The sequence below is a fragment of the Escherichia albertii NBRC 107761 = DSM 17582 genome (genome assembly GCF_000759775.1).
Lineage (GTDB): Bacteria > Pseudomonadota > Gammaproteobacteria > Enterobacterales > Enterobacteriaceae > Escherichia > Escherichia albertii.
Genome location: NZ_BBMY01000068.1, coordinates 1 through 25,647, shown reverse-complemented (window position 1 = coordinate 25,647; position 25,647 = coordinate 1). Strand labels below are relative to the sequence as shown.

Annotated in this window: 26 protein-coding genes, 2 pseudogenes and 1 CRISPR repeat array; of the genes and pseudogenes, 25 read left to right on the top strand and 3 right to left on the bottom strand. The window is 51.6% G+C overall.

The features are described from left to right. Positions 1-121 precede the first annotated feature (121 nt). Positions 122-274: a Hok/Gef family protein gene (locus tag EA14781_RS13005; protein ID WP_000956471.1), complete on the top strand. Its 153-nt coding sequence runs from the start codon at positions 122-124 to the stop codon at positions 272-274. A gap of 192 nt (positions 275-466) precedes the next feature. Here the strand turns inward: EA14781_RS13005 and EA14781_RS13000 are convergent, their stop codons facing one another. Further along, positions 467-1,579 carry an IS4-like element IS421 family transposase gene (locus EA14781_RS13000; protein ID WP_002461450.1) on the bottom strand — a complete coding sequence of 371 codons (1,113 nt, stop codon included), beginning with the start codon at positions 1,577-1,579 and terminating at the stop codon, positions 467-469. Positions 1,580-1,831: 252 nt separating this feature from the next. Here EA14781_RS13000 and EA14781_RS12995 point away from each other — a divergent pair, with 252 nt between their 5' ends. From EA14781_RS12995 to cas2e, 8 genes are all read left to right on the top strand, one after another. Beyond that, complete coding sequence (locus EA14781_RS12995; RefSeq protein WP_000171941.1) at positions 1,832-4,489, top strand: CRISPR-associated helicase/endonuclease Cas3; 2,658 nt, start codon at positions 1,832-1,834, stop codon at positions 4,487-4,489. 89 nt (positions 4,490-4,578) lie between these two features. Beyond that, positions 4,579-6,141, top strand: coding sequence for a type I-E CRISPR-associated protein Cse1/CasA (gene casA, locus EA14781_RS12990; RefSeq protein ID WP_001084106.1), 1,563 nt, complete (start codon positions 4,579-4,581; stop codon positions 6,139-6,141). Continuing rightward, positions 6,138-6,677, top strand: a complete 540-nt coding sequence (gene casB, locus EA14781_RS12985; protein ID WP_000029334.1) for a type I-E CRISPR-associated protein Cse2/CasB — start codon at positions 6,138-6,140, stop codon at positions 6,675-6,677. Before casA ends, casB begins: the two co-directional genes overlap by 4 nt. A gap of 11 nt (positions 6,678-6,688) precedes the next feature. Then, positions 6,689-7,744 (top strand): type I-E CRISPR-associated protein Cas7/Cse4/CasC, encoded by a 1,056-nt coding sequence (cas7e, locus tag EA14781_RS12980; RefSeq protein ID WP_000206458.1) that lies wholly within the window; start codon positions 6,689-6,691, stop codon positions 7,742-7,744. Between the two features lie 10 nt (positions 7,745-7,754). After that, complete coding sequence (cas5e, locus tag EA14781_RS12975; RefSeq protein WP_000085062.1) at positions 7,755-8,501, top strand: type I-E CRISPR-associated protein Cas5/CasD; 747 nt, start codon at positions 7,755-7,757, stop codon at positions 8,499-8,501. Then, positions 8,483-9,133, top strand: coding sequence for a type I-E CRISPR-associated protein Cas6/Cse3/CasE (gene cas6e, locus EA14781_RS12970; RefSeq protein WP_000281474.1), 651 nt, complete (start codon positions 8,483-8,485; stop codon positions 9,131-9,133). Before cas5e ends, cas6e begins: the two co-directional genes overlap by 19 nt. After that, on the top strand, positions 9,130-10,053 hold the full coding sequence (gene cas1e / locus EA14781_RS12965) for a type I-E CRISPR-associated endonuclease Cas1e (RefSeq protein WP_000144872.1): 924 nt from the start codon (positions 9,130-9,132) through the stop codon (positions 10,051-10,053). Before cas6e ends, cas1e begins: the two co-directional genes overlap by 4 nt. Further along, complete coding sequence (gene cas2e / locus EA14781_RS12960) at positions 10,050-10,343, top strand: type I-E CRISPR-associated endoribonuclease Cas2e (protein ID WP_000063176.1); 294 nt, start codon at positions 10,050-10,052, stop codon at positions 10,341-10,343. The genes cas1e and cas2e overlap by 4 nt, the downstream gene beginning before the upstream one ends. Positions 10,344-10,439: 96 nt before the next feature. Continuing rightward, positions 10,440-11,017: direct repeats of the CRISPR family, unit length 29 nt; unit sequence GTGTTCCCCGCGCTAGCGGGGATAAACCG. A gap of 81 nt (positions 11,018-11,098) precedes the next feature. On the opposite strand, the pseudogene iap reads toward cas2e, so the two are convergent. After that, a pseudogene (gene iap / locus EA14781_RS12955) lies at positions 11,099-12,137 on the bottom strand (alkaline phosphatase isozyme conversion aminopeptidase). A gap of 252 nt (positions 12,138-12,389) precedes the next feature. Between iap and cysD the strand changes: the two are divergent. The 13 genes and pseudogenes from cysD (at position 12,390) to rpoS (ending at position 22,493) form a co-directional block, all read left to right on the top strand. Further along, positions 12,390-13,298, top strand: a complete 909-nt coding sequence (cysD, locus tag EA14781_RS12950; protein ID WP_000372392.1) for a sulfate adenylyltransferase subunit CysD — start codon at positions 12,390-12,392, stop codon at positions 13,296-13,298. Between the two features lies 1 nt (position 13,299). Then, a complete protein-coding gene (cysN, locus tag EA14781_RS12945; RefSeq protein ID WP_001090334.1) occupies positions 13,300-14,727 on the top strand; it encodes a sulfate adenylyltransferase subunit CysN in 1,428 nt (475 codons plus the stop codon). Beyond that, positions 14,727-15,332: an adenylyl-sulfate kinase gene (gene cysC, locus EA14781_RS12940; protein WP_024164730.1), complete on the top strand. Its 606-nt coding sequence runs from the start codon at positions 14,727-14,729 to the stop codon at positions 15,330-15,332. The genes cysN and cysC overlap by 1 nt, the downstream gene beginning before the upstream one ends. 49 nt (positions 15,333-15,381) lie before the next feature. Beyond that, on the top strand, positions 15,382-15,705 hold the full coding sequence (locus tag EA14781_RS12935) for a DUF3561 family protein (RefSeq protein ID WP_001246114.1): 324 nt from the start codon (positions 15,382-15,384) through the stop codon (positions 15,703-15,705). A 193-nt stretch (positions 15,706-15,898) separates the two neighbouring features. Continuing rightward, the gene (ftsB, locus tag EA14781_RS12930) at positions 15,899-16,210 is read left to right on the top strand and encodes a cell division protein FtsB (protein WP_000517470.1); all 312 of its coding nucleotides are present in this window, start codon (positions 15,899-15,901) and stop codon (positions 16,208-16,210) included. A gap of 18 nt (positions 16,211-16,228) precedes the next feature. Beyond that, positions 16,229-16,939 (top strand): 2-C-methyl-D-erythritol 4-phosphate cytidylyltransferase, encoded by a 711-nt coding sequence (gene ispD / locus EA14781_RS12925; RefSeq protein WP_000246641.1) that lies wholly within the window; start codon positions 16,229-16,231, stop codon positions 16,937-16,939. Further along, on the top strand, positions 16,939-17,418 hold the full coding sequence (gene ispF / locus EA14781_RS12920; protein WP_001219242.1) for a 2-C-methyl-D-erythritol 2,4-cyclodiphosphate synthase: 480 nt from the start codon (positions 16,939-16,941) through the stop codon (positions 17,416-17,418). The genes ispD and ispF overlap by 1 nt, the downstream gene beginning before the upstream one ends. Then, the gene (truD, locus tag EA14781_RS12915) at positions 17,415-18,464 is read left to right on the top strand and encodes a tRNA pseudouridine(13) synthase TruD (protein WP_000568950.1); all 1,050 of its coding nucleotides are present in this window, start codon (positions 17,415-17,417) and stop codon (positions 18,462-18,464) included. The genes ispF and truD overlap by 4 nt, the downstream gene beginning before the upstream one ends. Continuing rightward, positions 18,445-19,206: a 5'/3'-nucleotidase SurE gene (gene surE / locus EA14781_RS12910; RefSeq protein WP_002461455.1), complete on the top strand. Its 762-nt coding sequence runs from the start codon at positions 18,445-18,447 to the stop codon at positions 19,204-19,206. Before truD ends, surE begins: the two co-directional genes overlap by 20 nt. Beyond that, positions 19,200-19,826 (top strand): protein-L-isoaspartate O-methyltransferase, encoded by a 627-nt coding sequence (gene pcm, locus EA14781_RS12905; RefSeq protein ID WP_000254699.1) that lies wholly within the window; start codon positions 19,200-19,202, stop codon positions 19,824-19,826. The genes surE and pcm overlap by 7 nt, the downstream gene beginning before the upstream one ends. 190 nt (positions 19,827-20,016) lie before the next feature. Continuing rightward, the gene (gene nlpD, locus EA14781_RS12900) at positions 20,017-21,126 is read left to right on the top strand and encodes a murein hydrolase activator NlpD (protein ID WP_235180824.1); all 1,110 of its coding nucleotides are present in this window, start codon (positions 20,017-20,019) and stop codon (positions 21,124-21,126) included. A gap of 62 nt (positions 21,127-21,188) precedes the next feature. Next, positions 21,189-21,440: pseudogene (locus tag EA14781_RS25730) on the top strand (sigma-70 factor domain-containing protein); the annotation flags it as partial. 27 nt (positions 21,441-21,467) lie between these two features. After that, positions 21,468-22,493 (top strand): RNA polymerase sigma factor RpoS, encoded by a 1,026-nt coding sequence (rpoS, locus tag EA14781_RS23315; RefSeq protein WP_256204641.1) that lies wholly within the window; start codon positions 21,468-21,470, stop codon positions 22,491-22,493. A gap of 117 nt (positions 22,494-22,610) precedes the next feature. Here the strand turns inward: rpoS and EA14781_RS12885 are convergent, their stop codons facing one another. Beyond that, positions 22,611-23,018 (bottom strand): MarR family winged helix-turn-helix transcriptional regulator, encoded by a 408-nt coding sequence (locus EA14781_RS12885; RefSeq protein ID WP_001208083.1) that lies wholly within the window; start codon positions 23,016-23,018, stop codon positions 22,611-22,613. 146 nt (positions 23,019-23,164) lie between these two features. On the opposite strand from EA14781_RS12885, the gene EA14781_RS12880 reads away from it, so the two are divergent. The 3 genes from EA14781_RS12880 to EA14781_RS12870 are packed head-to-tail and all read left to right on the top strand — an operon-like array spanning position 23,165 to position 25,432. Then, positions 23,165-23,758 (top strand): non-oxidative hydroxyarylic acid decarboxylases subunit B, encoded by a 594-nt coding sequence (locus EA14781_RS12880; RefSeq protein ID WP_000767709.1) that lies wholly within the window; start codon positions 23,165-23,167, stop codon positions 23,756-23,758. Then, positions 23,758-25,185 carry a non-oxidative hydroxyarylic acid decarboxylases subunit C gene (locus EA14781_RS12875; protein ID WP_000863182.1) on the top strand — a complete coding sequence of 476 codons (1,428 nt, stop codon included), beginning with the start codon at positions 23,758-23,760 and terminating at the stop codon, positions 25,183-25,185. The genes EA14781_RS12880 and EA14781_RS12875 overlap by 1 nt, the downstream gene beginning before the upstream one ends. A 10-nt stretch (positions 25,186-25,195) precedes the next feature. Next, entirely contained in the window at positions 25,196-25,432 is a 237-nt protein-coding gene (locus tag EA14781_RS12870) for a non-oxidative hydroxyarylic acid decarboxylases subunit D (RefSeq protein ID WP_000562974.1), read from the top strand. Positions 25,433-25,647: the final 215 nt, after the last annotated feature.

Below are 25,647 nucleotides of genomic sequence, written 5' to 3'. Positions count from 1 at the left end.
TGCATAATCGGCCGTTTGGTAGTACTTAGGATAGCCAACCATCAGATGCTGCATTTGCATAGTGCAATCTCCCCTTACTTATCCGGAGGCAATTGCAATATCTCTGTGAACTTACACAGACATGCTGACAAAATATGCCCTTGTGGTAATCATAGTGCTGTGTTTCACGGTGCTGGGATTCACGCTGATGGTAGGCGACTCGCTGTGTGAGTTGAGTATCAGAGAACGTGGTATGGAGTTTAAGGCAGTTCTCGCTTACGAATCGAAGAAGTAGCCATTACGCGGGGGTAAAACCCATAAGCGCTAACTTAAGGGTTGAACCATCTGAAGAACGCGACGCCTCGGTGCCTCGTTAAGACGATGCCTCGCGTTCTTCAATTGCGTTTTGTAGGCTGTCAGGGATACTGTCCCACGAATGGCCACCTGTAAGCTCCAGATGACCATTTTTGTTATTCTCCACAACGAGTTAGTTCTTCTTTTCGGATCCGGCACTTCTGGGGGGAAAATCCAGCGATGGCTGGATTATGTCGTCAATTAAAAATGCGGCGAGTAGATTAGCAAATATCCACGCTTTCGCGAGTTCAAGTTTCTTTGCACGCAAAGCATCTAGGTGCAGCAAACTTTTGAGTCGCTTAAAAGCCAGTTCAATTTGCCATCGCAGACGGTAACAATCAGCCACTTGCTCTGCTGAATATTCATCTTCCGATAATGATGTTAGCAATAGCACATGACCCGCTGCTTCCAGCGTTTCCGCCTGAACTACTCGTCCTTTTCGACGATTCTCGCTGAGCAGTCGGGTTTTACTGATTAATGCTTTTTCGGGAGGAAGTGATACGGCAATGAGACGTGCAGGAAAGGGAGCTCCGGCTTTTTTATTACCTGAATTGCCTATCATTACAGTGGTTTCACCGTTCTTACCGCAATCCAGCCCGCGCAGAAAATCCATCATGTCAAAGCGCATTCCTTCTGCAGTTAACCAGCGCAATCCTCGCCAGTGAACCCGGACGATATAATCAGCTTCTCCAAAAGCAAGTGAGCGGATACATTCGGGACGCGAACCGAATCCCCGGTCAGCAATGCGTATCTCGTCTGCCGTTTGCGCAAATCGATCCAGCCGTTCAGCGTCTCTGCTGTCGGTTAGCTCAAAATCAGTGAACTGACAGGTATGAGGATCATATCCCATATGTAGTCGCCATTCAGCGCTGCCGCCCCCGGGCGCGCTGATTGCTGTTCCATCGACAAGACGCAATCTCTTTCCGCTTGTACAACCCGTAACTGCGGCGCGTACAGCAAGTGTTTGTGCGGCAAGTATACCAAACCAGTCGGCGGCATTCCGCAGCCGCTTCAGGAGAGCCACGTCAGATAATGTTGCAACGTCATGGAGCTGAGCCCATGCAGTGACTTCACGTAATGACATCCCCCCGGGGCCGTAAGCCAGCCCCAGACGTAGCAGAGTTGCAGCATCACGAATTTCGCGGCGGCGGGTTAGAGCTCCGGCATTACGTGCCGAAGTATCCAGTTCTTCGGGCTTACCAATATGGGCCAGAATTGCTGACCAGTTATCGTGAGAGTAATTCATCGGCACGTTAAATCATATCAGGCGTAATACCACAACCCTTAAGTTAGCGCTTATGGGGTAAAACCCCGCGTATTGAATTGTGATGGTTTGGTCTCCCGCACCCTTTTTATAATATTGATGGTATTTATAAAACGTATTAAATTATATATTTCATGTTATTTATTATGTGGATAACATTAATGGCGACGCTCATCACAGAATATATCTTAAAGTTGCATAAAATTTTCTGAAGTTTTTTCGACAGGAATAGCTGTGACGTTATTTAATTACTGGGCGAAAACCCGTCAGGGTGATAAAAATGGTGGCGACGACTATCACCTTCTTTGCTGGCATTCGCTGGATGTAGCCGCGATGGGCTATTTAATGGTTAGAAGCAATTACTTCGGGCTGGCTGACTATTTTTATCAATTAGGTATTTCAGACACGGAGCAGGCAGCACAATTTTTCGCCTGGTTGTTGTGCTGGCATGATACTGGAAAATTTGCCCGCTCATTTCAGCAGCTTTACCTACATCCACAGCTCAAGGTTCCTGAAGGTGCCAGAAAAAATTACGAAAAGATCTCTCATTCAACGCTGGGCTACGGGTTGTGGCATCATTATTTAAGTGAATGCGAGGAATTGCTTCCTTCATCTTCACTCTCTACTCGCAAACTTAAACGGGTAATAGATATGTGGATGCCCATCACTACCGGGCATCATGGTTGCCCGCCTGACCGTATTGATGAGTTGGACAACTTTCTGCCTGAAGATAAAGTTGCCGCACGAGATTTTCTCCTTGCAATCAAGTCACTGTTTCCGCTCATCGAGATCCCTGCATTCTGGGATGATGACGAGGGTGTTGAACTTATAAAACACCTTTCCTGGTATCTCTCTGCAACCGTTGTACTCGCAGACTGGACGGGGTCGTCAACGCGATTTTTTCCACGCGTCGCACAGGCAATGGATATTGAAGATTACTGGAAGAAGGCTTTAGTTCAGGCTCAAACCGCATTAACCGTCTTCCCGCCAAAAGCAGAAACCGCGCCTTTTACTGGAATTAATACGCTGTTTCCTTTTATTGAGCACCCGACACAGTTACAGCAAAAGGTGCTGGACCTGGATATCAGCCAGTCAGGACCGCAGTTATTTATTCTGGAAGATGTGACTGGCGCAGGTAAAACAGAAGCGGCGCTTATCCTGGCGCACAGGTTGATGGCTGCGGGTAAAGCGCAGGGGTTATTTTTTGGCCTGCCAACAATGGCAACGGCCAATGCCATGTACGATCGGCTGGTCAAAACCTGGCTTGCTTTCTATTCTCCAGAATCCCGCCCCAGCCTGGTGCTGGCACACAGTGCTCGTTCGCTAATGGACCGCTTTAATGAATCACTCTGGCCCGGTGATTTAATCGGGTCAGAAGAACCAGATGAACAAGCGTTCAGCCAGGGATGTGCGGCCTGGTTTGCCGATAGCAACAAGAAGGCGTTGCTGGCCGAAATTGGTGTTGGCACGCTGGATCAGGCGATGATGGCAGTGATGCCGTTCAAACATAATAATCTGCGGCTTCTGGGGCTGAGTAACAAAATCCTGCTGGCTGATGAGATCCACGCCTGTGACGCTTACATGTCATGCATTCTTGAAGGGCTGATCGAGCGGCAGGCGCGTGGCGGAAACAGTGTTATTTTGCTTTCTGCCACGTTATCGCAGCAGCAGCGCGACAAACTCGTTGCTGCCTTTGCGCGTGGCACAGAGGGCCAGCAAGTAGCTCCGTTGCTGGAAAAAGATGATTACCCCTGGCTGACGCATGTCACGAAATCGGATGTGCATTCATACCGGGTAGCGACGCGCAAAGACGTTGAGCGTAGCGTGAGCGTGGGTTGGCTTCATAGTGAACAAGAGTGTATTGCGCGTATCGAATCGGCGGTAAGTCAGGGGAAATGCATTGCCTGGATTCGGAATTCTGTTGATGACGCTATTCAGGTTTATCGTCAGTTACTTGCCCGCGGCGCCATTCCTGCTTCCAGCCTTTCACTTTTTCATAGCCGCTTTGCTTTTAGCGATCGCCAGCGAATTGAAACGGAAACGCTGGCACGCTTTGGCAAAGAAGACAGTTCACAGCGTGCCGGAAAAGTCCTCATTTGTACTCAGGTATTAGAGCAGAGCGTTGATTGCGATCTGGACGAAATGATTTCCGACCTTGCCCCTGTTGATTTGCTGATTCAGCGAGCAGGGCGATTACAGCGGCATATTCGCGATATTAATGGTCAGTTAAAGCGAGACGGAAAAGATGAGCGTTCACCCCCTGAATTGCTGATTCTGGCACCCGTCTGGGATGATTCACCTGATGAAGAGTGGTTTGGCAGTGCCATGCGTAACAGTGCATATGTCTATCCCGATCATGGACGAATCTGGCTCACGCAGCGTGTACTGCGTGAGCAAGGCGCTATTCAGATGCCACACTCAGCCCGACTTCTTATTGAATCCGTCTACGGTGAGGACGTGGTAATGCCGGAAGGGTTTGCCCGTTCTGAGCAGGAGCAGGTGGGCAAATATTACTGCGATCGCGCAATGGCTAAAAAGTTTGTGCTGAACTTCAGGCCCGGCTATGCCGCCAATATCAATGATTATCTCCCGGAAAAACTGTCGACACGTCTGGCTGAGGAGTCTGTTTCCCTGTGGCTGGCTACTTGTATTGACGGTGTGGTGAAGCCTTATGCCACTGGTGCTCACGCATGGGAAATGAGCGTTGTCAGAGTGCGCCGAAGCTGGTGGAAAAAACATCGGAATGCGTTTTCTTTACTGGAAGGAGATGCGTTCAGGCAGTGGTGCATTGAACAGCGGCAAGAGCCGGAGATGGCAAACGTGATTTTAGTCACTGATGACGAAAGTTGCGGGTATTCAGCTACGGAAGGATTGATTGGCAAGGTTGAGTGAGATGCCTGCGACAGGGCTCTCTGAATAGTTGATACACCGAAAAGGATGGATAACCGACCTGGGATGGTCTTTTTTACGAGAGGATGCGTATGAACTCGTTTTCACTTCTGACAACCCCGTGGTTGCCTGTTCGTTTTAAAGACGGAACGACAGGCAAACTGGCACCAGTCGATCTGGCGGATGAAAATGTTGTCGATATCGCTGCGCCACGGGCAGATCTCCAGGGGGCGGTATGGCAGTTTTTACTGGGACTACTACAAACCAGCTTCGCGCCAAAAGATCATCGTCGTTGGGATGATATCTGGCAAGACGGACTGGAAGCTGCAAAGCTACGGGAAGCATTGCTGTCATTAGAACACGCTTTCCAGTTTGGCCCGGATTCCCCTTCATTTATGCAGGATTTCGAGGCGCTCATGGGAGATAAAGTTCCTGTCGCTTCATTACTGCCTGAAATTCCCGGTTCTCAAACGACGAAGTTTAATAAAGACCACTTTATCAAGCGTGGTGTAACGGAATATCTGTGCCCCCATTGCTTAGCATTGGCCTTGTTCTCTTTACAGTTGAATGCTCCAGCAGGTGGCAAAGGCTATCGCACCGGTTTACGCGGCGGTGGGCCGATGACCACTCTGATTGAGTTGCAGGAGTATCAGGGCAATCAACAATCCCCCTTGTGGCGCAAACTGTGGCTCAATGTGATGCCGCAGGATGAAGCCGACTTACCGCTACCCAAAAAATTTGACGATCTGATTTTCCCCTGGCTTGGCCCGACGCGTACCAGCGAACTGGCCGGTGCGGTGGTAACCCATGATCAGGTCAATAAACTCCAGGCGTACTGGGGAATGCCGCGGCGTATACGTATTGATTTTAATACCACGACAGTCGGCAACTGCGATATTTGCGGTGAGCAGAGCGATGCGCTCCTGAGCCTGATGATGACCAAAAATTACGGTGCGAATTATGCCATGTGGCAGCATCCCTTAACGCCTTACCGTGTACCACTTAAAGAGGGCGGCGAGTTTTACTCAGTTAAACCACAACCGGGCGGTTTAATCTGGCGAGACTGGTTAGGCCTTATCGAAACGGGTAAATCAGAAAACAATACGGAACTTCCCGCTCTGGTGGTGAAACTCTTTAATGCCAGCAGTCTGAAACAGGCAAAAGTGGGCCTATGGGGATTTGGCTATGATTTCGACAACATGAAAGCGCGCTGTTGGTACGAACACCATTTCCCGCTGCTGCTCAATAAAAAAGAAGGCCAGATACCGAAACTGCGGCTGGCTGCGCAAACGGCTTCACGAATTCTAAGTCTGTTACGGAGTGCATTGAAAGAAGCATGGTTCTCCGATCCAAAAGGTGCACGGGGTGATTTCAGTTTTGTGGATATCGACTTCTGGAACAAAACTCAGCATCGCTTCCTGAGATTAGTGCGCCAAATTGAAGAAGGTCAGGATGCGGATGAATTACTCAGCAAATGGAATAAGGAGATTTGGTTATTCGCGCGTCAGGATTTTGACGAGCGTGTATTCACCAATCCTTATGAGCCCGTTGATTTAAAACGCGTCATGGCCGCGCGCAAGAAATATTTTACAACATCGGCGGAGAAGCAAAATGCTAAAGCCGCCAGGGAGAAAAAGCAGGAGGCTGCTGAATGAGCATTGTAAAAGAGGAGCACAAAGCCACGCTGCGTAAATGGCACGAAGAGTTGCAGGAAAAACGCGGCAATCGTGCCAGTCTGCGGCGTAGCACAACGGTTAATGATGTTTGTCTGTCAGAAGGGTTTCGTTCTCTGCTGATGCAGACCCACACGTTGTGGAAAATTGAATCACAGGAGTGGCGTTTTACCGCACTGGCGCTGGTTGCCGCCGTTGCCGCCAATGTAAAAGCCATTGATGAACGGCAGCCTTTTGCCGCGCAGCTGGCGGCGGTCATGTCAGAGGGGCGATTTACCCGCCTGTCGGCAGTAAAAACGCCGGATGATTTACTGCGTCAGTTACGCCGTGCGGTCAAATTATTAAACGGTTCCGTCAATCTTATCTCTTTGGCAGACGATATTTTCTGCTGGTGCCAGGAGAGTGATGACCTGCTTAATCATCGCCGCCGCCAGCAGCGGCCAACAGAATTTATCCGTATCCGCTGGGCGCTGGAATATTACCAGGCTGGCGACGCCGATAACGAACAAAATCAATAAAGGACTATCTCATGACGACATTTATTCAACTTCATTTACTAACCGCTTACCCTGCTGCCAACCTTAACCGTGATGATACCGGTGCGCCGAAAACAGTAGTACTGGGTGGGGCAACGCGTCTACGCGTTTCCTCGCAAAGCCTGAAGCGCGCGTGGCGCACTTCTGCACTTTTTGAACAGGCGCTGGCGGGCCATATTGGTATTCGCAGTGGACGTATCGCGCGCGAAGCAGCAACTATCATGATTGAGAAAGGAATCGAAGAGAAAAAAGCCATCGAATGGGCGGCAGATATTGCCGATTATCTTGGTAAAGCCAAAAAAGACAAAAAACCTAAAGATTCGCTCATTAACGCCGAAACTGAACAGCTCGTCCATATCAGCCAGGCAGAATTTGACGCCGTAAAAGCGCTGGCCCATCAACTGGCAGAAGAAAAGCGCGCGCCAAAAGAGGGAGATCTCGCTTTGTTACGTAAAGACCGCATGGCGGTAGATATCGCCATGTTTGGTCGTATGCTGGCGAATAAACCCGAATTTAATGTTGAAGCCGCCTGCCAGGTTGCACATGCATTTGGTGTCAGTGAAACGATTGTCGAAGATGATTTTTTCACCGCCGTTGATGATTTGCGCCAGGCCTCTGAAGATGTCGGTGCCGGGCATTTGGGAGAAACCGGATTCGGTTCTGCGCTGTTCTACACCTATATCTGCATTGATAAAGATCGGTTGATAGAAAACCTCGGCGGTGACGAAGCATTAGCTAATCAGACACTGCGCGCCTTTACGGAGGCCGCGCTTAAAGTCTCCCCCACCGGTAAACAAAACAGCTTTGCCAGCCGTGCCTACGCCTCCTGGGCGATGGCAGAAAAAGGCACCGAACAACCGCGTTCTCTGGCGGCGGCTTTCTATGAACCCATTAATGGTACCCGTCAGTTAGAGGTGGCGGTGCAGCGTATTACAACGCTTCGCGAAAACATGAATACGGTCTACGAACAGAAGACCGAATGCGCAAGTTTTGATGTGATGAATAAACAGGGAAGCATGAAGGACGTGCTGGACTTTATCTGCGCGTAAGGGGCGGCTTATGAGCCAATATCTGATTTTTCAGCTTCACGGGCCGATGGCATCATGGGGCGTTGATGCCCCCGGCGAAGTACGTCATACCCATGAACTGCCTTCGCGCTCAGCATTGCTGGGGCTGCTGGCTGCCGGGGTTGGAATTCGACGTGATGATACCGAACGATTAAACGCGTTTAACCGCCACTATTCACTGGTGGTTTGCGCCAGCCGTAACCCGCGCTGGGCACGGGATTATCACACGGTCCAGATGCCAAAAGAGGTGCGTAAAGCGCGTTATTTCAGCCGTCGCGAGGAGTTGAGCGACCCTGATCTTCTGAGCGCGATTATCTCCCGACGCGACTACTACACCGACGCCTGGTGGATGGTGGCGGTGGCAATAACCCCCGATGCACCTTACAGCCTTGAACAGTTGCAGGAAGGTTTACGCCATCCGGTTTTTCCGCTTTATCTGGGGCGAAAAAGTCATCCGCTGGCATTACCACTTGCACCGTTACTGCTCGAAGGCAACGCGTCTGATGTCTTACGTAACGCATACCAACAGTATCAGGATCATTTCCATAAACTGAAAGTTTCACTCCCGAAACTTCAGGATGAATGCTGGTGGGAAGGGGGGCACGATGGCCTGGTCGCGAGCAAAATATTACGCCGCCGGGATGTTCCTCTAAATCGTCAGCAGTGGCTGTTTGGGGAACGCACCGTCAATCAGGGGCCGTGGCTCAGCAAGGGGGAACCATGTATCTCTCAAGAATAACCTTACATACCGGACAGCTTTCGCCTGCGCAGTTGCTGCATCTTGTGGATCGCGGTGAATATGTGATGCATCAGTGGCTGTGGGAACTCTTCCCTGGCGGCAAAGAAAGGCAATTTCTTTATCGTCGGGAAGAGCTCCAGGGCGCGTTTCGCTTTTTTATCCTCTCGCAGGAACGCCCGGCGGAAAGTGAAACGTTCACCATCGAATGCCGATCATTTTCGCCGAAGCTGCGTACCGGACAACAACTTTGTTTCAACCTGCGGGCGAATCCAACCATCTGTAAAGCGGGCAAGCGCCACGATCTGCTGATGGAGGCGAAACGGCAGGTGAGAGGGCTGGCGGAAGGGCGTGATGTCTGGTTGCATCAACAACAGGTGGCGTTGGACTGGCTGGCTGCGCAGGGGGAAAGAAGTGGTTTTACACTGCTGGATACCTCGGTTGATGCCTACCGACAACAGCAACTGCGGCGGGAAAACTCCCGGCAACTGATCCAGTTCAGTAGCGTGGATTATACAGGGATGCTAACGGTCACCGATCCTGGGGTATTTCTGCAACGTCTCAGCCTGGGGTATGGCAAAAGCCGGGCGTTCGGCTGTGGTCTGATGCTGATCAAACCCGGAGCAGCGACATGACGTTTGTACCGCTGAGTCCGATTCCGTTAAAAGATCGCACCTCCATGATCTTCCTCCAGTACGGTCAGATCGACGTACTGGATGGCGCTTTCGTGCTGATCGATAAAACCGGGATCCGCACGTACATTCCGGTGGGAGCGGTCGCCTGCATTATGCTCGAACCGGGAACAAGAGTTTCCCATGCGGCGGTGCATCTGGCCGCCACGGTGGGAACACTGCTGGTCTGGGTCGGTGAAGCGGGCGTTCGCGTTTACTCTTCCGGGCAACCTGGTGGGGCACGGGCAGATAAATTACTCTACCAGGCCAGGCTGGCTCTAACGGAAGATTTACGGTTGAAGGTGGTGCGCAAAATGTATGAATTACGTTTTCGTGAACCACCGCCAGCTCGCCGTTCAGTGGAGCAGTTACGGGGAATTGAGGGATCCCGTGTTCGCCAGACCTATGCATTACTGGCGAAGCAATATGGTGTGAAATGGAATGGTCGCAAATACGATCCCAACGACTGGGAAAAAGGCGATGTTGTGAATCGCTGTATCAGTGCTGCTACATCATGCCTGTACGGTATTTCTGAAGCGGCAGTATTAGCTGCGGGGTATGCGCCCGCTATTGGTTTTATCCATAGTGGCAAACCGCTTTCATTTGTTTATGACATAGCCGATATCATTAAATTTGATTCGGTTGTACCAAAGGCATTTGAAATAGCGGCGAGGCAACCCGCAGAACCAGATAAAGAAGTCAGGTTGGCCTGTCGCGATATTTTCCGTAGTAGTAAATTAACGGGCAAATTAATTCCGTTAATTGAGGAAGTCCTTGCCGCAGGTGAAATTGAACCGCCACAACCCGCGCCGGATATGTTACCCCCTGCAATTCCTGAACCTGAAACATTAGGCGATAGCGGTCACCGGGGGCGCGGTGGATGAGTATGGTCGTGGTTGTTACAGAAAATGTCCCTCCGCGCTTACGTGGACGGCTCGCAATCTGGCTACTGGAAGTTCGCGCAGGTGTATATGTTGGAGATACGTCAAAACGTATTCGGGAGATGATCTGGCAGCAAATCACTCAACTGGCCGGTTGTGGAAATGTGGTAATGGCCTGGGCGACCAATACCGAGTCGGGTTTTGAATTTCAGACTTGGGGCGAAAACAGACGTATTCCGGTGGATTTGGATGGGTTACGTTTGGTTTCTTTTCTTCCTGTTGATAATCAATAAGTTACCCGTTCTTTAAAAATAAGGAAATGTTTGAATTTTGTTGGTTGATTGTTGATGTAGAATAAATTTATTTAAAAACAGATATGTATGCTTAGTGTGTTCCCCGCGCTAGCGGGGATAAACCGTACCCGGTAGGTTTCGCGAACCCAAATACGATGTGTTCCCCGCGCTAGCGGGGATAAACCGGCTGTCGTATTTTCTGTCTTCAGGTAGTGGCGGTGTTCCCCGCGCTAGCGGGGATAAACCGATCGTAGGGACATTTCAGCCCGCCCCGGTGCCGTGTTCCCCGCGCTAGCGGGGATAAACCGCGCGGGTGTTCGGCGATGCGTGGGTGTCCGGCGTGTTCCCCGCGCTAGCGGGGATAAACCGAGTGCGGTTATCACGGTCCGGCGGTCGCGGATGTGTTCCCCGCGCTAGCGGGGATAAACCGTCGCTTTCTTCGGTTTGGTCAGCGTGGTCGATGTGTTCCCCGCGCTAGCGGGGATAAACCGTATTAAGCGCGGTAAAGACCATGCTTGAAAGCGTGTTCCCCGCGCTAGCGGGGATAAACCGTGTTAGGGCAGGAATGTTTTCTGTTTGCTCCTGTGTTCCCCGCGCCAGCGGGGATAAACCGCTGGGGATCGGCGGGGATGAAGAGGACGCGCCATGTTCCCCGCGTCAGCGGGGATAAACCGGGAGAAAAATCACGGCACAGAAGAAGAGTTACGTGTTCCCCGCGCCCAACGGGGAATATCTGGCTTCTATTTTCAAACTCATCAAGACGCCTTTGCCAGTTCCTTCACCAGTGGCAGCATTATCCGCATAACGTCACGGCAGCGACGTTCTATTCTTCCTGGAAGCGCCTTATCAATATGTTGTTGATTATCCAGCCTTACATCATGCCAGCTATTTCCCTTCGGGAACGCTGCTGTTTTTGCGCGTTGTTGATAGCCGTCTTTGATTTCCAAGACTCCAGTTTGTCGCTTCAACGGAAAGTACAGCAATACCCGCTTTGTCGAAAACTTCTGCATCATTACAACATCCCGTGCCTTTCGGATAATTTTTATTCAGACCTGGATTTGTGGCGGCGGCAATTCCATGGCTGCGTGCAATTGCCAGCGCCCTGTCGCGCGTTAATTTCCTTACTGCTTCCGGGGTGTTTACGCCGCTATTGAAATACAGCTTATCGCCTACAATCAGGTTATCGAGATTAATAACCAGTAGAGTATTTTTCTTTTCGGCTTCACTCATTCGCTTGAGTAAATTCTCAGCGCCTAATTTTCCTTCCTCTTCGCCGCTGGTTGCTACAAAACGAATACCGTATTCGGTTGGCGTATTTTTCAGGCGTTCAGCCAACTCCAGCATGACTCCCAGACCTGCGGCGTTATCATCCATTCCCTGTAACGTCAGTCCACCGAGATTAGCATCGGCATCAGCGTCACTCAGCGGGGCGTAGGTATCGAGGTGCGCCATAATAATGATTTGCTGCGGCGCTTTACCTTCATGGGCGGCAATCACCGTACTTCCCGTTACGTTATGCCAGTTCTTACGGTTATCGCGAGAAGTATAAATATAACGGCTATTAAATGTTCGAATATCGCTGCGATAGCCCATTTGCTGAAACTGTTGGCGGATATAGTCGGCAGATAACATTTCCGCGGGGGTGCCGGTCATTCGTCCCGGAAAGAAAGTGGCAATATGCCGCGCCTGAGTATTGGCATAATCGCCAGGTTTGGATGACGACGCTTGTATGGGGAAAATAAAGCAAACGCCGAGCGCCAGGACAGCGATACGGTGGCGCAATGCGGAAAACATAGTGAGTCCTTAAATACCATGCAAATTTTTTTACCGCCATAGTATGAAACTGCTGTTGTGCTAAAACAATTTCAAATCTTCCTAAACGCCCGTGATCCGGCGTCTTAAGCACTTTTTGATATTAGCTTTGCCAAATCGTTATTCCGTTAAGGAACTACTCATTCTAATTGGTAATTTCATTCGTCCTGTCGCGCTCCCTATAGTCAGAAACATCTGACGGCAAGAAAATAGCGGTATTGCAAAGGAACGGTTATGGATCAAAAACGACTTACCCACCTGCGGCAACTGGAGGCGGAAAGCATCCACATCATTCGCGAGGTGGCGGCAGAATTCTCGAATCCGGTGATGCTCTACTCTATCGGCAAAGATTCCAGCGTCATGCTGCATCTGGCGCGTAAGGCGTTTTATCCGGGTACGCTACCTTTCCCGCTGCTGCATGTCGACACCGGCTGGAAATTCCGCGAGATGTATGAGTTCCGCGATCGCACGGCGAAGGCTTACGGCTGTGAACTGCTGGTGCATAAAAATCCAGAAGGCGTGGCGATGGGGATTAACCCGTTTGTGCACGGCAGCGCCAAACATACTGACATTATGAAAACTGAAGGTCTGAAACAGGCGTTGAATAAATACGGTTTTGATGCTGCCTTCGGTGGTGCGCGCCGCGACGAAGAGAAGTCGCGAGCCAAAGAACGTATCTATTCCTTCCGCGATCGTTTTCATCGCTGGGACCCGAAAAACCAGCGCCCGGAGCTGTGGCACAACTACAACGGACAAATTAACAAAGGCGAAAGCATCCGCGTTTTCCCGCTTTCTAACTGGACCGAACAAGACATCTGGCAATACATCTGGCTGGAAAATATCGATATTGTTCCGCTGTATCTCGCCGCTGAACGCCCGGTGCTGGAGCGCGACGGTATGTTGATGATGATTGATGACAATCGCATTGATCTGCAACCTGGCGAGGTGATTAAAAAACGGATGGTGCGCTTCCGCACGCTGGGCTGTTGGCCGCTGACCGGCGCGGTGGAGTCAAATGCGCAAACGCTGCCGGAGATCATCGAAGAGATGTTGGTGTCCACCACCAGCGAACGTCAGGGGCGCGTAATTGACCGCGACCAGGCGGGGTCTATGGAGTTGAAAAAACGTCAGGGGTATTTTTAAGATGAACACCGCACTTGCACAACAAATCGCCAATGAAGGCGGCGTTGAAGCCTGGATGATTGCGCAACAACATAAAAGCCTGCTGCGTTTTCTGACTTGTGGCAGCGTTGATGATGGCAAAAGCACCCTGATTGGTCGCCTGTTGCACGATACCCGCCAAATCTACGAAGATCAGCTCTCATCGCTACATAACGACAGTAAGCGTCATGGTACTCAGGGCGAAAAACTGGATCTGGCGCTGTTGGTGGATGGCCTGCAAGCTGAGCGCGAACAGGGTATTACTATCGACGTGGCCTACCGCTATTTCTCTACTGAAAAGCGCAAATTTATTATCGCCGACACCCCAGGGCATGAGCAGTACACCCGCAATATGGCGACCGGCGCATCGACGTGTGATCTGGCGATCTTATTGATCGACGCCCGCAAAGGCGTGCTCGATCAAACCCGTCGGCACAGTTTTATCTCCACGCTGCTGGGGATCAAACATCTGGTGGTGGCGATCAACAAAATGGATCTGGTGGACTACAGCGAGGAGGCATTTACCCGCATTCGTGAAGATTACCTGACTTTCGCCGAACAGTTGCCGGGTAATCTGGATATCCGCTTTGTGCCGCTCTCTGCGCTGGAAGGCGATAACGTGGCTTCGCAAAGTGAAAGCATGCTGTGGTACAGCGGTCCGACGCTGCTGGAAGTGCTGGAAACCGTAGAGATTCAACGAGTGGTGGATGCTCAGCCGATGCGTTTTCCGGTTCAGTACGTTAATCGCCCGAATCTTGATTTTCGTGGCTATGCCGGAACGCTGGCCTCCGGCAGCGTGAAAATCGGGCAACGTGTCAAAGTATTGCCCTCTGGCGTGGCGTCGAACATCGCGCGGATCGTCACGTTTGATGGCGATCGTGAAGAAGCATTTGCCGGAGAAGCGATCACTCTGGTGCTGACAGATGAGATTGACATCAGCCGTGGCGATCTGTTGCTGGCGGCTGATGACGCGTTACCGGCGGTGCAGAGCGCGTCGGTAGATGTGGTATGGATGGCGGAACAACCGCTTTCCCCAGGTCAGAGTTACGACATAAAAATTGCCGGTAAGAAGACGCGCGCCCGTGTTGATAGTATTCGCTATCAGGTTGATATTAATAATCTTACCCAGCGTGAAGTTGAAAACCTGCCGCTGAATGGGATTGGTCTGGTGGCGCTCACTTTTGATGAGCCACTGGTGTTAGATCGTTATCAGCAAAACCCGGTTACTGGTGGGTTGATTTTTATCGATCGCCTGAGCAATGTTACCGTAGGTGCCGGTATGGTGCATGAGCCAGTTAGCCAGGCAACTGCTGCGCCATCTGAATTCAGTGCATTCGAACTGGAATTGAACGCCCTGGTTCGTCGTCACTTCCCACACTGGGGCGCGCGCGATTTGCTGGGAGATAAATGATGGCGCAGCATGACGAAAACGTCGTCTGGCATAGTCATCCGGTCACGGTGCAACAACGTGAGCAACGCCACGGTCATCGTGGTGTTGTGCTGTGGTTTACCGGCCTTTCTGGTTCCGGGAAATCGACAGTCGCCGGAGCGCTGGAGGAGGCGTTGCATAAACTGGGCGTCAGTACGTATTTGCTGGATGGCGACAACGTTCGTCACGGATTATGCAGCGATCTCGGTTTCAGCGATGCCGATCGTAAAGAAAATATCCGCCGCGTCGGTGAAGTGGCGAATTTAATGGTTGAAGCAGGGCTGGTGGTGCTGACCGCGTTTATCTCGCCGCATCGCGCAGAACGCCAGATGGTTCGCGAGCGTGTAGGAGAAGGGCGCTTTATCGAAGTGTTTGTCGATACGCCACTGGTGATTTGTGAAAGCCGTGATCCAAAAGGCTTATATAAGAAAGCGCGTGCAGGGGAACTGCGTAATTTTACCGGCATTGATTCGGTTTACGAAGCGCCTGAATCGGCAGAAATTCATCTGAATGGTGAACAATTAGTAACAAATTTGGTTCAGCAATTATTAGATCTACTGAGACAGAACGATATTATCAGATCCTGAGACACCACCGGGTTTTTATGCCCGGTTCGTCAAAGCAACAGGATCAGATATGCGTAACAGCCATAACATTACACTAACAAATAGCGATAGCCTGACTGAGGGCGAAGAAACGACATGGTCGCTGCCAGGCGCAGTGGTCGGTTTTTTATCGTGGCTGTGCGCGTTGGCGATCCCAATGTTGATTTATGGCTCTAACACGCTGTTCTTTTTTATCTACACCTGGCCTTTCTTTCTGGCGTTGATGCCCGTCGCGGTTGTAGTGGGGATTGCCCTGCATTCATTGATGGACGGAAAATTACGCTACAGTATTGTTTTCACCCTGGCGACCGTCGGCATTATGTTCGGCGCACTGTTTATGTGGCTACTGGGTTAATTTGTTCTTTCCCGTCTACTCTGTTCATAATTCAAACAGTAACCAATAATGAGATTATGTTCTGCACGCCCTGGGTATACGTAACAATCGACAAATGTGGTACATTTGCCCGCGTTGTCGCGGTATCCCCAACAGAGGATGTAGAGTCGTCTTCGGAAGCATGGGATGATGATGCCGTTTTTCAGGGGGCAGGATGGGTAAACTAACGCTGCTGTTGCTGGCTATTCTGGTCTGGCTACAGTATTCGCTGTGGTTCGGTAAGAACGGTATACATGACTATACCTGCGTCAATAATGATGTGGCGGCACAGCAAGCTACAAACGCGAAACTTAAAGCGCGAAACGATCAGCTTTTTGCCGAAATTGACGATCTCAATGGCGGCCAGGAGGCGCTCGAAGAGCGTGCGCGTAATGAACTCAGCATGACCAGGCCGGGCGAAACTTTTTATCGTCTGGTGCCTGATGCGTCGAAACGCGCACAGTCTGCGGGGCAAAACAATCGATAAATTAGCCCGGGAATTAACATGGCAACCACTTATTTGGATGTTTGCGCCGTGGTTCCGGCGGCCGGATTTGGCCGCCGAATGCAAACGGAATGTCCTAAGCAATATCTCTCAATCGGTAATCAAACCATTCTCGAACACTCGGTACATGCGCTACTGGCGCATCCCCGGGTGACGCATGTCGTCATTGCTATCAGTCCTGGCGATAGCCGCTTTGCACAACTCCCGCTGGCGAATCATCCACAAATCACTGTTGTTGATGGCGGCGAAGAGCGTGCCGATTCTGTGCTGGCAGGTCTGAAAGCCGCTGGTGACGCGCAGTGGGTATTGGTTCATGATGCCGCGCGTCCTTGTTTGCATCAGGATGATCTCGCTCGCTTGTTGGCGTTGAGCGAAACCAGCCGAACGGGAGGCATTCTTGCCGCGCCGGTGCGCGATACTATGAAACGCGCTGAAGCTGGCAAAAATGCCATTGCTCATACCGTTGATCGCAACGGCTTATGGCACGCGCTGACGCCGCAATTTTTCCCTCGCGAGCTGTTACATGATTGCCTGACGCGTGCATTAAATGAAGGCGCTACCATTACCGATGAAGCCTCGGCGCTGGAATACTGCGGTTTTCATCCGCAGCTTGTCGAAGGCCGAGCGGATAATATTAAAGTCACGCGCCCGGAAGATTTGGCGCTTGCCGAATTTTACCTTACCCGAACCATCCATCAGGAGAATACATAATGCGAATTGGACACGGTTTTGATGTACACGCCTTTGGCGGTGAAGGCCCAATTATCATTGGTGGCGTACGCATTCCTTACGAAAAAGGACTGCTGGCGCATTCTGATGGCGATGTAGCGCTGCATGCGTTAACGGATGCATTACTTGGTGCGGCGGCGCTGGGGGATATTGGTAAATTATTCCCGGACACCGACCCGGCATTTAAAGGCGCAGACAGTCGCGAGTTGCTACGCGAAGCCTGGCGGCGCATTCAGGCGAAGGGGTATACCCTCGGTAACGTCGATGTGACTATTATTGCTCAGGCGCCGAAGATGCTGCCGCACATTCCACAAATGCGCGTGTTCATTGCCGAAGATCTCGGCTGCCATATGGATGATGTTAACGTGAAGGCCACTACTACGGAAAAACTCGGATTTACCGGGCGTGGGGAAGGGATTGCCTGTGAAGCGGTGGCGCTACTCATTAAGGCAACGAAATGATTGAGTTTGATAATCTCACTTACCTTCACGGTAAACCACAAGGCACCGGGCTGCTGAAAGCTAACCCGGAAGATTTTGTGGTGGTGGAAGATTTAGGTTTTGAGCCTGATGGCGAAGGTGAGCATATTCTGGTGCGGATCCTCAAAAATGGCTGCAATACCCGTTTTGTGGCGGACGCACTGGCGAAATTCCTGAAAATCCATGCTCGTGAAGTCAGTTTTGCCGGGCAGAAAGACAAACACGCAGTTACGGAACAGTGGTTATGCGCCCGCGTGCCGGGTAAAGAGATGCCCGATTTGAGCGCTTTCCAACTGGAAGGTTGCCAGGTGCTGGAGTATGCGCGGCACAAGCGTAAGATGCGGTTAGGGGCGCTGAAAGGCAATTCATTTACCCTGGTATTGCGTGACATAAGCAATCGTGATGATGTTGAACAGCGCCTGATCGATATTTGTGTTAAAGGGGTGCCTAATTATTTTGGCGCGCAACGTTTTGGTATCGGCGGTAGCAACCTGCAGGGGGCGTTACGTTGGGCGCAAACTCATACTCTGGTGCGCGATTGTAATAAACGGAGTTTTTGGTTGTCGGCTGCCCGTAGCGCTTTGTTTAATCAGATTGTCGCTGAGCGCCTCAAAAAAGCGGACGTTAATCAAGTTGTTGACGGCGATGCGCTACAATTAGCCGGGCGCGGTAGTTGGTTTGTCGCAACAAGTGAAGAACTGGCGGAACTACAGCGTCGCGTCAATGAAAAAGAGCTGATGATTACCGCTGCATTGCCTGGTAGCGGCGAGTGGGGAACTCAACGCGAAGCGCTGGCATTCGAACAAGCGGCTGTTGCTGAAGAAACCGAATTGCAGTCGTTATTGTTGCGTGAAAAAGTTGAAGCCGCGCGCAGAGCGATGTTGCTATATCCGCAACAATTAAGCTGGAACTGGTGGGATGACGTCACCGTCGAAATCCGTTTCTGGCTTCCGGCGGGAAGTTTTGCGACCAGCGTTGTCAGGGAACTTATCAACACAACAGGTGATTATGCGCATATTGCTGAGTAATGATGACGGGGTACATGCACCCGGTATACAAACGCTGGCAAAAGCTTTGCGTGAGTTTGCTGATGTTCAGGTGGTCGCCCCCGATCGTAACCGCAGCGGCGCTTCAAATTCTCTGACGCTGGAATCCTCTCTGCGCACATTTACTTTTGACAATGGCGATATCGCCGTGCAAATGGGAACCCCGACGGACTGCGTCTATCTTGGCGTGAATGCTCTGATGCGTCCGCGCCCGGACATTGTGGTTTCGGGCATTAACGCTGGGCCGAATCTGGGTGATGATGTTATTTATTCCGGCACCGTTGCCGCTGCAATGGAAGGCCGTCATTTAGGTTTTCCGGCATTGGCGGTCTCGCTTGACGGACACAAGCATTATGACACTGCCGCGGCAGTCACCTGTTCCATTTTGCGCGCGCTGTGTAAAGAGCCGCTACGCACCGGGCGTATTCTCAATATCAACGTACCGGATTTACCGCTGGATCAGATTAAAGGTATTCGCGTTACTCGCTGCGGTCGCCGTCACCCGGCAGATCAAGTGATCCCACAGCAGGATCCGCGCGGCAATACGTTGTACTGGATCGGTCCACCCGGCGATAAATGTGATGCCGGTCCCGGGACTGATTTTGCAGCGGTTGATGAAGGCTATGTTTCCATTACGCCGCTGCATGTGGATTTAACCGCGCACAGCGCGCAAGATGTAGTTTCAGACTGGTTAGAGAGCGTGGGAGTTGGCACGCAATGGTAAGCAGACGCGTACAAGCACTTCTGGATCAATTACGTGCGCAGGGCATTAAAGATGAGCAGGTGCTGAATGCACTTGCCGCTGTGCCGCGTGAAAAATTCATTGATGAAGCGTTTGAACAAAAAGCCTGGGACAATATCGCCTTGCCGATAGGTCAGGGGCAGACAATCTCGCAACCTTATATGGTGGCGCGAATGACCGAATTGCTCGAACTGACGCCGCAGTCACGGGTGCTGGAAATCGGCACGGGTTCAGGATATCAAACCGCAATTCTGGCGCATCTTGTCCAGCATGTATGCTCGGTCGAGCGGATTAAAGGATTGCAATGGCAGGCCCGTCGACGCCTGAAGAATCTTGATTTACATAATGTTTCAACTCGTCACGGCGATGGATGGCAAGGTTGGCAAGCACGTGCGCCGTTTGACGCTATCATTGTAACGGCGGCGCCGCCGGAAATCCCAACAGCGTTAATGACGCAACTGGATGAGGGCGGCATTCTCGTCTTACCCGTAGGGGAAGAGCACCAGTATTTAAAACGGGTGCGTCGTCGGGGAGGCGAATTTATTATCGATACCGTGGAGGCCGTGCGTTTTGTTCCCTTAGTGAAAGGGGAGCTGGCTTAATGCTGAGATAATACCTGGAATTTTCCTGGTTATGTTGCAGCAGGTCAGCGTATCGTGAACACCTTTTCCAGTGTTCAGTATGGTGCCTTGCACGGTAATTATTTCACTGGTTATTCATCAATTTTTTCCTGGGGGATAAATGAGCGCGGGAAGCCCAAAATTCACCGTTCGCCGTATTGCGGCTTTGTCACTGGTTTCGCTATGGCTGGCTGGCTGTTCTGACACATCGAATCCACCGGCGCCGGTCAGTTCCGTTAATGGCAATGCGCCAGGTACCAATTCCGGTATGTTGATTACGCCGCCGCCGAAAATGGGGACGACGTCTACAGCGCAACAGCCGCAAATTCAGCCAATACAGCAGCCACAGATTCAACCGGCACAGCAGCCGCAAATCCAGTCAGCGCAACAACCGCAAATCCAGCCGGTACAGCCTGTCGCCCAACAGCCTGTGAAAATGGAAAATGGGCGTATTGTTTACAACCGCCAATATGGAAACATTCCAAAAGGCAGCTATAGCGGTAGTACCTACACGGTGAAAAAAGGCGATACGCTGTTCTACATCGCCTGGATTACCGGCAACGATTTCCGCGATCTCGCCCAGCGCAACAATATTCAGGCGCCATACGCACTGAATGTAGGTCAGACTCTACAGGTGGGGAACGCTTCCGGTACGCCAATCACGGGTGGAAATGCCATTACCCAGGCCGACGCGGCAGAGCAAGGAGTTGTGATCAAGCCTGCACAAAATTCCACAGTTGCTGTTGCGTCGCAACCGACAATTACGTATTCTGAATCTTCGGGTGAACAGAGTGCTAACAAGATGTTGCCGAACAACAAGCCAACTGCGACGGCTGTCACAGCGCCTGTAACGGTACCAACAGCAAGCACAACCGAGCCGACTGTCAGCAGTACATCAACCAGCACGCCAATTTCCACCTGGCGCTGGCCGACTGAGGGCAAAGTGATCGAAACTTTTGGCGCTTCTGAGGGTGGCAACAAAGGGATCGACATTGCCGGTAGCAAAGGACAGGCAATCATCGCGACCGCTGATGGCCGCGTTGTTTATGCCGGTAATGCACTGCGCGGCTACGGTAATCTGATTATCATCAAGCATAATGATGATTACCTGAGTGCCTACGCCCATAACGACACAATGCTGGTCCGGGAACAACAAGAAGTGAAGGCGGGGCAAAAAATAGCGACTATGGGTAGCACCGGAACCAGTTCAACACGCTTGCATTTTGAAATTCGTTACAAGGGGAAATCCGTAAACCCGCTGCGTTATTTGCCGCAGCGATAATTCGGCGGAACCAGGCTTGTGCTTGAATGTTCCGTCAAGGGATCACGGGTAGGAGCCACCTTATGAGTCAGAATACGCTGAAAGTTCATGATTTAAATGAAGATGCGGAATTTGATGAGAACGGAGTTGAGGTTTTTGACGAAAAGGCCTTAGTTGAAGAGGAACCCAGTGATAACGATTTGGCCGAAGAGGAACTGTTATCGCAGGGTGCCACACAGCGTGTGTTGGACGCGACTCAGCTTTACCTTGGTGAGATTGGTTATTCGCCACTGTTAACGGCCGAAGAAGAAGTTTATTTTGCGCGTCGCGCACTGCGTGGGGATGTTGCCTCCCGCCGCCGGATGATCGAGAGTAACTTGCGTCTGGTGGTAAAAATTGCCCGCCGTTATGGCAATCGTGGTCTGGCTTTGCTGGATCTTATCGAAGAGGGCAATCTGGGGCTTATCCGCGCGGTTGAGAAGTTTGACCCGGAACGTGGTTTCCGCTTCTCAACATACGCAACGTGGTGGATTCGTCAGACGATCGAACGGGCGATTATGAACCAAACCCGAACTTACCTTGGTGAGATTGGTTATTCGCCACTGTTAACGGCCGAAGAAGAAGTTTATTTTGCGCGTCGCGCACTGCGTGGGGATGTTGCCTCCCGCCGCCGGATGATCGAGAGTAACTTGCGTCTGGTGGTAAAAATTGCCCGCCGTTATGGCAATCGTGGTCTGGCTTTGCTGGATCTTATCGAAGAGGGCAATCTGGGGCTTATCCGCGCGGTTGAGAAGTTTGACCCGGAACGTGGTTTCCGCTTCTCAACATACGCAACGTGGTGGATTCGTCAGACGATCGAACGGGCGATTATGAACCAAACCCGAACAATTCGTTTGCCGATTCACATCGTAAAGGAGCTGAACGTTTACCTGCGAACCGCACGTGAGTTGTCGCATAAACTGGACCACGAACCGAGCGCGGAAGAGATCGCAGAACAACTGGATAAACCGGTTGATGACGTCAGCCGTATGCTTCGTCTTAACGAACGCATTACCTCGGTAGACACCCCGTTGGGCGGTGATTCCGAAAAAGCGTTGCTGGACATCCTGGCCGATGAAAAAGAAAACGGCCCGGAAGACACCACGCAAGATGACGATATGAAACAAAGCATCGTCAAATGGTTGTTCGAACTGAACGCCAAGCAGCGTGAAGTGCTGGCACGTCGATTCGGTTTGCTGGGGTATGAAGCGGCAACACTGGAAGATGTAGGTCGTGAAATTGGCCTCACCCGTGAACGTGTTCGCCAGATTCAGGTTGAAGGCCTGCGTCGTCTGCGTGAAATTTTGCAGACTCAGGGGCTGAATATCGAAGCGCTGTTCCGCGAATAAGTAAGCATCTGTCAGAAAGGCCAGTCTCAAGTGAGGCTGGCCTTTTCTTTTGTATGGAAATTGGTGCGTTTGTCGGTCGGATAAGACGCGACAGCGTCGCATCCGGTAATCAGAACCCTATGCGTTCATCATCTTTCGCACCAACTGCATAAACAACTCTTGCTCTTCTTTACTCAATCGCCCCAAAAACTCCTCATCCACGCCATCACCAATGGGGATCGCCGCGGCAAGTACCTTTTCACCTTCCGCAGTCAGCCAGACAAAGCGTCTTCGTTTATCGACAGTGTCATGTTCTCGTTTGACCAGACCCCGGTTTTCCATTCTTGCCAGCATTTCCGCCAGCGTTGCTTTAGTGCTGGCTGCCGCTTCAATCAACGCAACCTGCTCGATACCGGGATGTTCAGCGATAGCACGCATCACTGCATACTGAGGTTTGGTCAGATCAGGTAACTCATGCTGCCAGCGAGCTGTGTGCTGCTGGAAAAGCTGTCGTAGCTGATGGAACGCTTTATTTCGTAACGCCATGTAAACTCCGGGCTAATTCTCTGCCGCTATCATAGCGGTTTTCCAGTGACGAAGAAGATGTTGTTACTTCTCAATCCTTGCCGCTGTGGAAATGGAGGAGTATGTTAATAATAACGTTCGTATACGAACAGTTAAGGGAATAAAGAATGAAATTGATCGTCGGGATGACAGGGGCCACTGGTGCGCCTCTTGGTGTGGCATTACTGCAGGCGCTGCGAGAGATGCCTGATGCTGAAACGCATCTGGTGATGTCGAAGTGGGCAAAAACCACCATTGAACTGGAAACGTCTTACAGCGCTCGCGATGTTGCTGCCCTCGCAGACTTCAGCCATAACCCGGCGGATCAGGCGGCGACTATCTCATCCGGTTCCTTTCGTACCGACGGCATGATCGTGATTCCGTGCAGTATGAAAACACTCGCCGGCATTCGCGCCGGTTACGCCGATGGGCTGGTGGGGCGTGCGGCGGACGTCGTGCTCAAAGAAGGCCGTAAACTGGTGCTGGTGCCGCGTGAAATGCCGCTCAGCACCATCCATCTTGAAAATATGCTCGCACTTTCACGCATGGGGGTAGCGATGGTGCCACCTATGCCTGCTTTCTATAACCATCCGCAAAGCGTTGACGACATCACGCAACACATAGTCGCTCGCGTGCTGGATCAATTTGGCCTCGAACATCCTCATGCCAGGCGCTGGCAAGGATTGCCGCAGACCCGGAATTTTTCTCAGGAGAATGAATAATGGCATTTGATGATTTACGCAGCTTTTTACAGGCGCTTGATGACCACGGACAGTTGTTGAAAATCAGCGAAGAGGTGAACGCGGAGCCAGATCTTGCGGCGGCAGCCAATGCCACCGGGCGTATCGGCGACGGCGCACCGGCGCTGTGGTTTGATAATATTCGCGGCTTTATCGATGCGCGCGTGGCGATGAACACCATCGGTTCCTGGCAGAACCACGCGATTTCCCTCGGCCTGCCGCCAAATACCCCGGTTAAAAAACAGATTGATGAATTTATCCGCCGCTGGGATAACTTCCCGATAGCCCCGGAGCGCCGGGCAAACCCTGCCTGGGCGCAGAACTCTGTTGATGGCGACGAGATCAACCTGTTCGATATTCTGCCGCTGTTTCGTTTAAACGATGGTGATGGCGGCTTCTATCTCGACAAGGCGTGTGTGGTTTCCCGCGATCCGCTTGACCCGGATAACTTCGGCAAGCAGAACGTCGGCATCTACCGCATGGAAGTAAAGGGTAAGCGTAAGCTCGGTCTGCAACCGGTGCCGATGCATGATATTGCCCTGCATCTGCATAAAGCGGAAGAGCGCGGTGAAGATCTACCGATTGCGATCACCCTCGGTAACGATCCGATCATCACCCTGATGGGCGCCACGCCGCTGAAATACGATCAGTCCGAATACGAAATGGCGGGCGCACTGCGCGAAAGCCCGTACCCGATCGCCAGCGCGCCGTTGACTGGCTTTGATGTGCCGTGGGGCTCGGAAGTGATCCTTGAAGGGGTTATCGAAAGCCGTAAACGCGAAATCGAGGGGCCATTCGGCGAGTTTACCGGTCACTACTCTGGCGGGCGTAACATGACCGTGGTGCGCATCGATAAAGTCTCTTATCGCACCAAACCGATTTTCGAATCGCTCTATCTCGGTATGCCGTGGACCGAAATCGACTACCTGATGGGTCCAGCCACCTGCGTGCCGCTGTACCAGCAACTGAAAGCGGAATCCCCGGAAGTTCAGGCGGTGAACGCCATGTACACCCACGGCCTGCTGGCAATTATCTCCACCAAAAAACGCTACGGCGGCTTTGCCCGCGCGGTGGGTCTGCGCGCAATGACCACGCCGCACGGTCTGGGCTACGTGAAGATGGTGATTATGGTCGATGAAGACGTTGACCCGTTTAACCTGCCGCAGGTGATGTGGGCGCTCTCCTCGAAAGTGAACCCGGCAGGTGACTTAGTGCAGTTGCCGAATATGTCCGTGCTGGAACTCGACCCAGGCTCAAGCCCGGCGGGGATCACCGACAAACTGATTATCGACGCCACCACGCCTGTTGCGCCAGACAACCGTGGTCACTACAGCCAGCCGGTGGTGGATTTACCGGAAACCAAAGACTGGGCTGAAAAACTGACCGCTATGCTGGCCGCACGTCAATAAGGAGAAAAAGATGATTTGTCCACGTTGTGCAGATGAACTGATTGAAGTGATGGCGAAATCGCCGGTGAAAGATGTCTGGACGGTCTACCAGTGCCAGCATTGCCTTTATACATGGCGCGATACCGAACCGCTACGTCGCACCAGCCGTGAACATTACCCGCAAGCGTTCCGTATGACGCAGAAAGATATTGATGACGCGCCAATGGTGCCGAGTATTCCACCACTGTTGGCGGAAGGTAAGCGTTAAATAAAAGGTCCGATGTCCATCGGACTCTTTGAGATTGAAGACAAACGCAAAACTGCCTGATGCGCTACGCTTATCAGGCCTACAATAATTTTGCAATATAATGATTTTAAACGATTTTATAAGCCTGGTAAGGCGTTTACGCCGTATCCGGTATGAACAAAGCATACTTTGTCATTAGTCTGAAAGGTCCGACATCCATCGGACCTTTTTATTGT

Coding starts and splice junctions, on each gene's coding strand:
- EA14781_RS13005 (WP_000956471.1), top strand. CDS start 122: ATGCTGACAAAATATGCCCTTGTGGTAATCATAGTGCTGTGTTTCACG.
- EA14781_RS13000 (WP_002461450.1), bottom strand. CDS start 1,579: ATGAATTACTCTCACGATAACTGGTCAGCAATTCTGGCCCATATTGGT.
- casA (WP_001084106.1), top strand. CDS start 4,579: ATGAACTCGTTTTCACTTCTGACAACCCCGTGGTTGCCTGTTCGTTTT.
- casB (WP_000029334.1), top strand. CDS start 6,138: ATGAGCATTGTAAAAGAGGAGCACAAAGCCACGCTGCGTAAATGGCAC.
- cas7e (WP_000206458.1), top strand. CDS start 6,689: ATGACGACATTTATTCAACTTCATTTACTAACCGCTTACCCTGCTGCC.
- cas5e (WP_000085062.1), top strand. CDS start 7,755: ATGAGCCAATATCTGATTTTTCAGCTTCACGGGCCGATGGCATCATGG.
- cas6e (WP_000281474.1), top strand. CDS start 8,483: ATGTATCTCTCAAGAATAACCTTACATACCGGACAGCTTTCGCCTGCG.
- cas1e (WP_000144872.1), top strand. CDS start 9,130: ATGACGTTTGTACCGCTGAGTCCGATTCCGTTAAAAGATCGCACCTCC.
- cas2e (WP_000063176.1), top strand. CDS start 10,050: ATGAGTATGGTCGTGGTTGTTACAGAAAATGTCCCTCCGCGCTTACGT.
- cysD (WP_000372392.1), top strand. CDS start 12,390: ATGGATCAAAAACGACTTACCCACCTGCGGCAACTGGAGGCGGAAAGC.
- cysN (WP_001090334.1), top strand. CDS start 13,300: ATGAACACCGCACTTGCACAACAAATCGCCAATGAAGGCGGCGTTGAA.
- cysC (WP_024164730.1), top strand. CDS start 14,727: ATGGCGCAGCATGACGAAAACGTCGTCTGGCATAGTCATCCGGTCACG.
- EA14781_RS12935 (WP_001246114.1), top strand. CDS start 15,382: ATGCGTAACAGCCATAACATTACACTAACAAATAGCGATAGCCTGACT.
- ftsB (WP_000517470.1), top strand. CDS start 15,899: ATGGGTAAACTAACGCTGCTGTTGCTGGCTATTCTGGTCTGGCTACAG.
- ispD (WP_000246641.1), top strand. CDS start 16,229: ATGGCAACCACTTATTTGGATGTTTGCGCCGTGGTTCCGGCGGCCGGA.
- ispF (WP_001219242.1), top strand. CDS start 16,939: ATGCGAATTGGACACGGTTTTGATGTACACGCCTTTGGCGGTGAAGGC.
- truD (WP_000568950.1), top strand. CDS start 17,415: ATGATTGAGTTTGATAATCTCACTTACCTTCACGGTAAACCACAAGGC.
- surE (WP_002461455.1), top strand. CDS start 18,445: ATGCGCATATTGCTGAGTAATGATGACGGGGTACATGCACCCGGTATA.
- pcm (WP_000254699.1), top strand. CDS start 19,200: ATGGTAAGCAGACGCGTACAAGCACTTCTGGATCAATTACGTGCGCAG.
- rpoS (WP_256204641.1), top strand. CDS start 21,468: ATGATCGAGAGTAACTTGCGTCTGGTGGTAAAAATTGCCCGCCGTTAT.
- EA14781_RS12885 (WP_001208083.1), bottom strand. CDS start 23,018: ATGGCGTTACGAAATAAAGCGTTCCATCAGCTACGACAGCTTTTCCAG.
- EA14781_RS12880 (WP_000767709.1), top strand. CDS start 23,165: ATGAAATTGATCGTCGGGATGACAGGGGCCACTGGTGCGCCTCTTGGT.
- EA14781_RS12875 (WP_000863182.1), top strand. CDS start 23,758: ATGGCATTTGATGATTTACGCAGCTTTTTACAGGCGCTTGATGACCAC.
- EA14781_RS12870 (WP_000562974.1), top strand. CDS start 25,196: ATGATTTGTCCACGTTGTGCAGATGAACTGATTGAAGTGATGGCGAAA.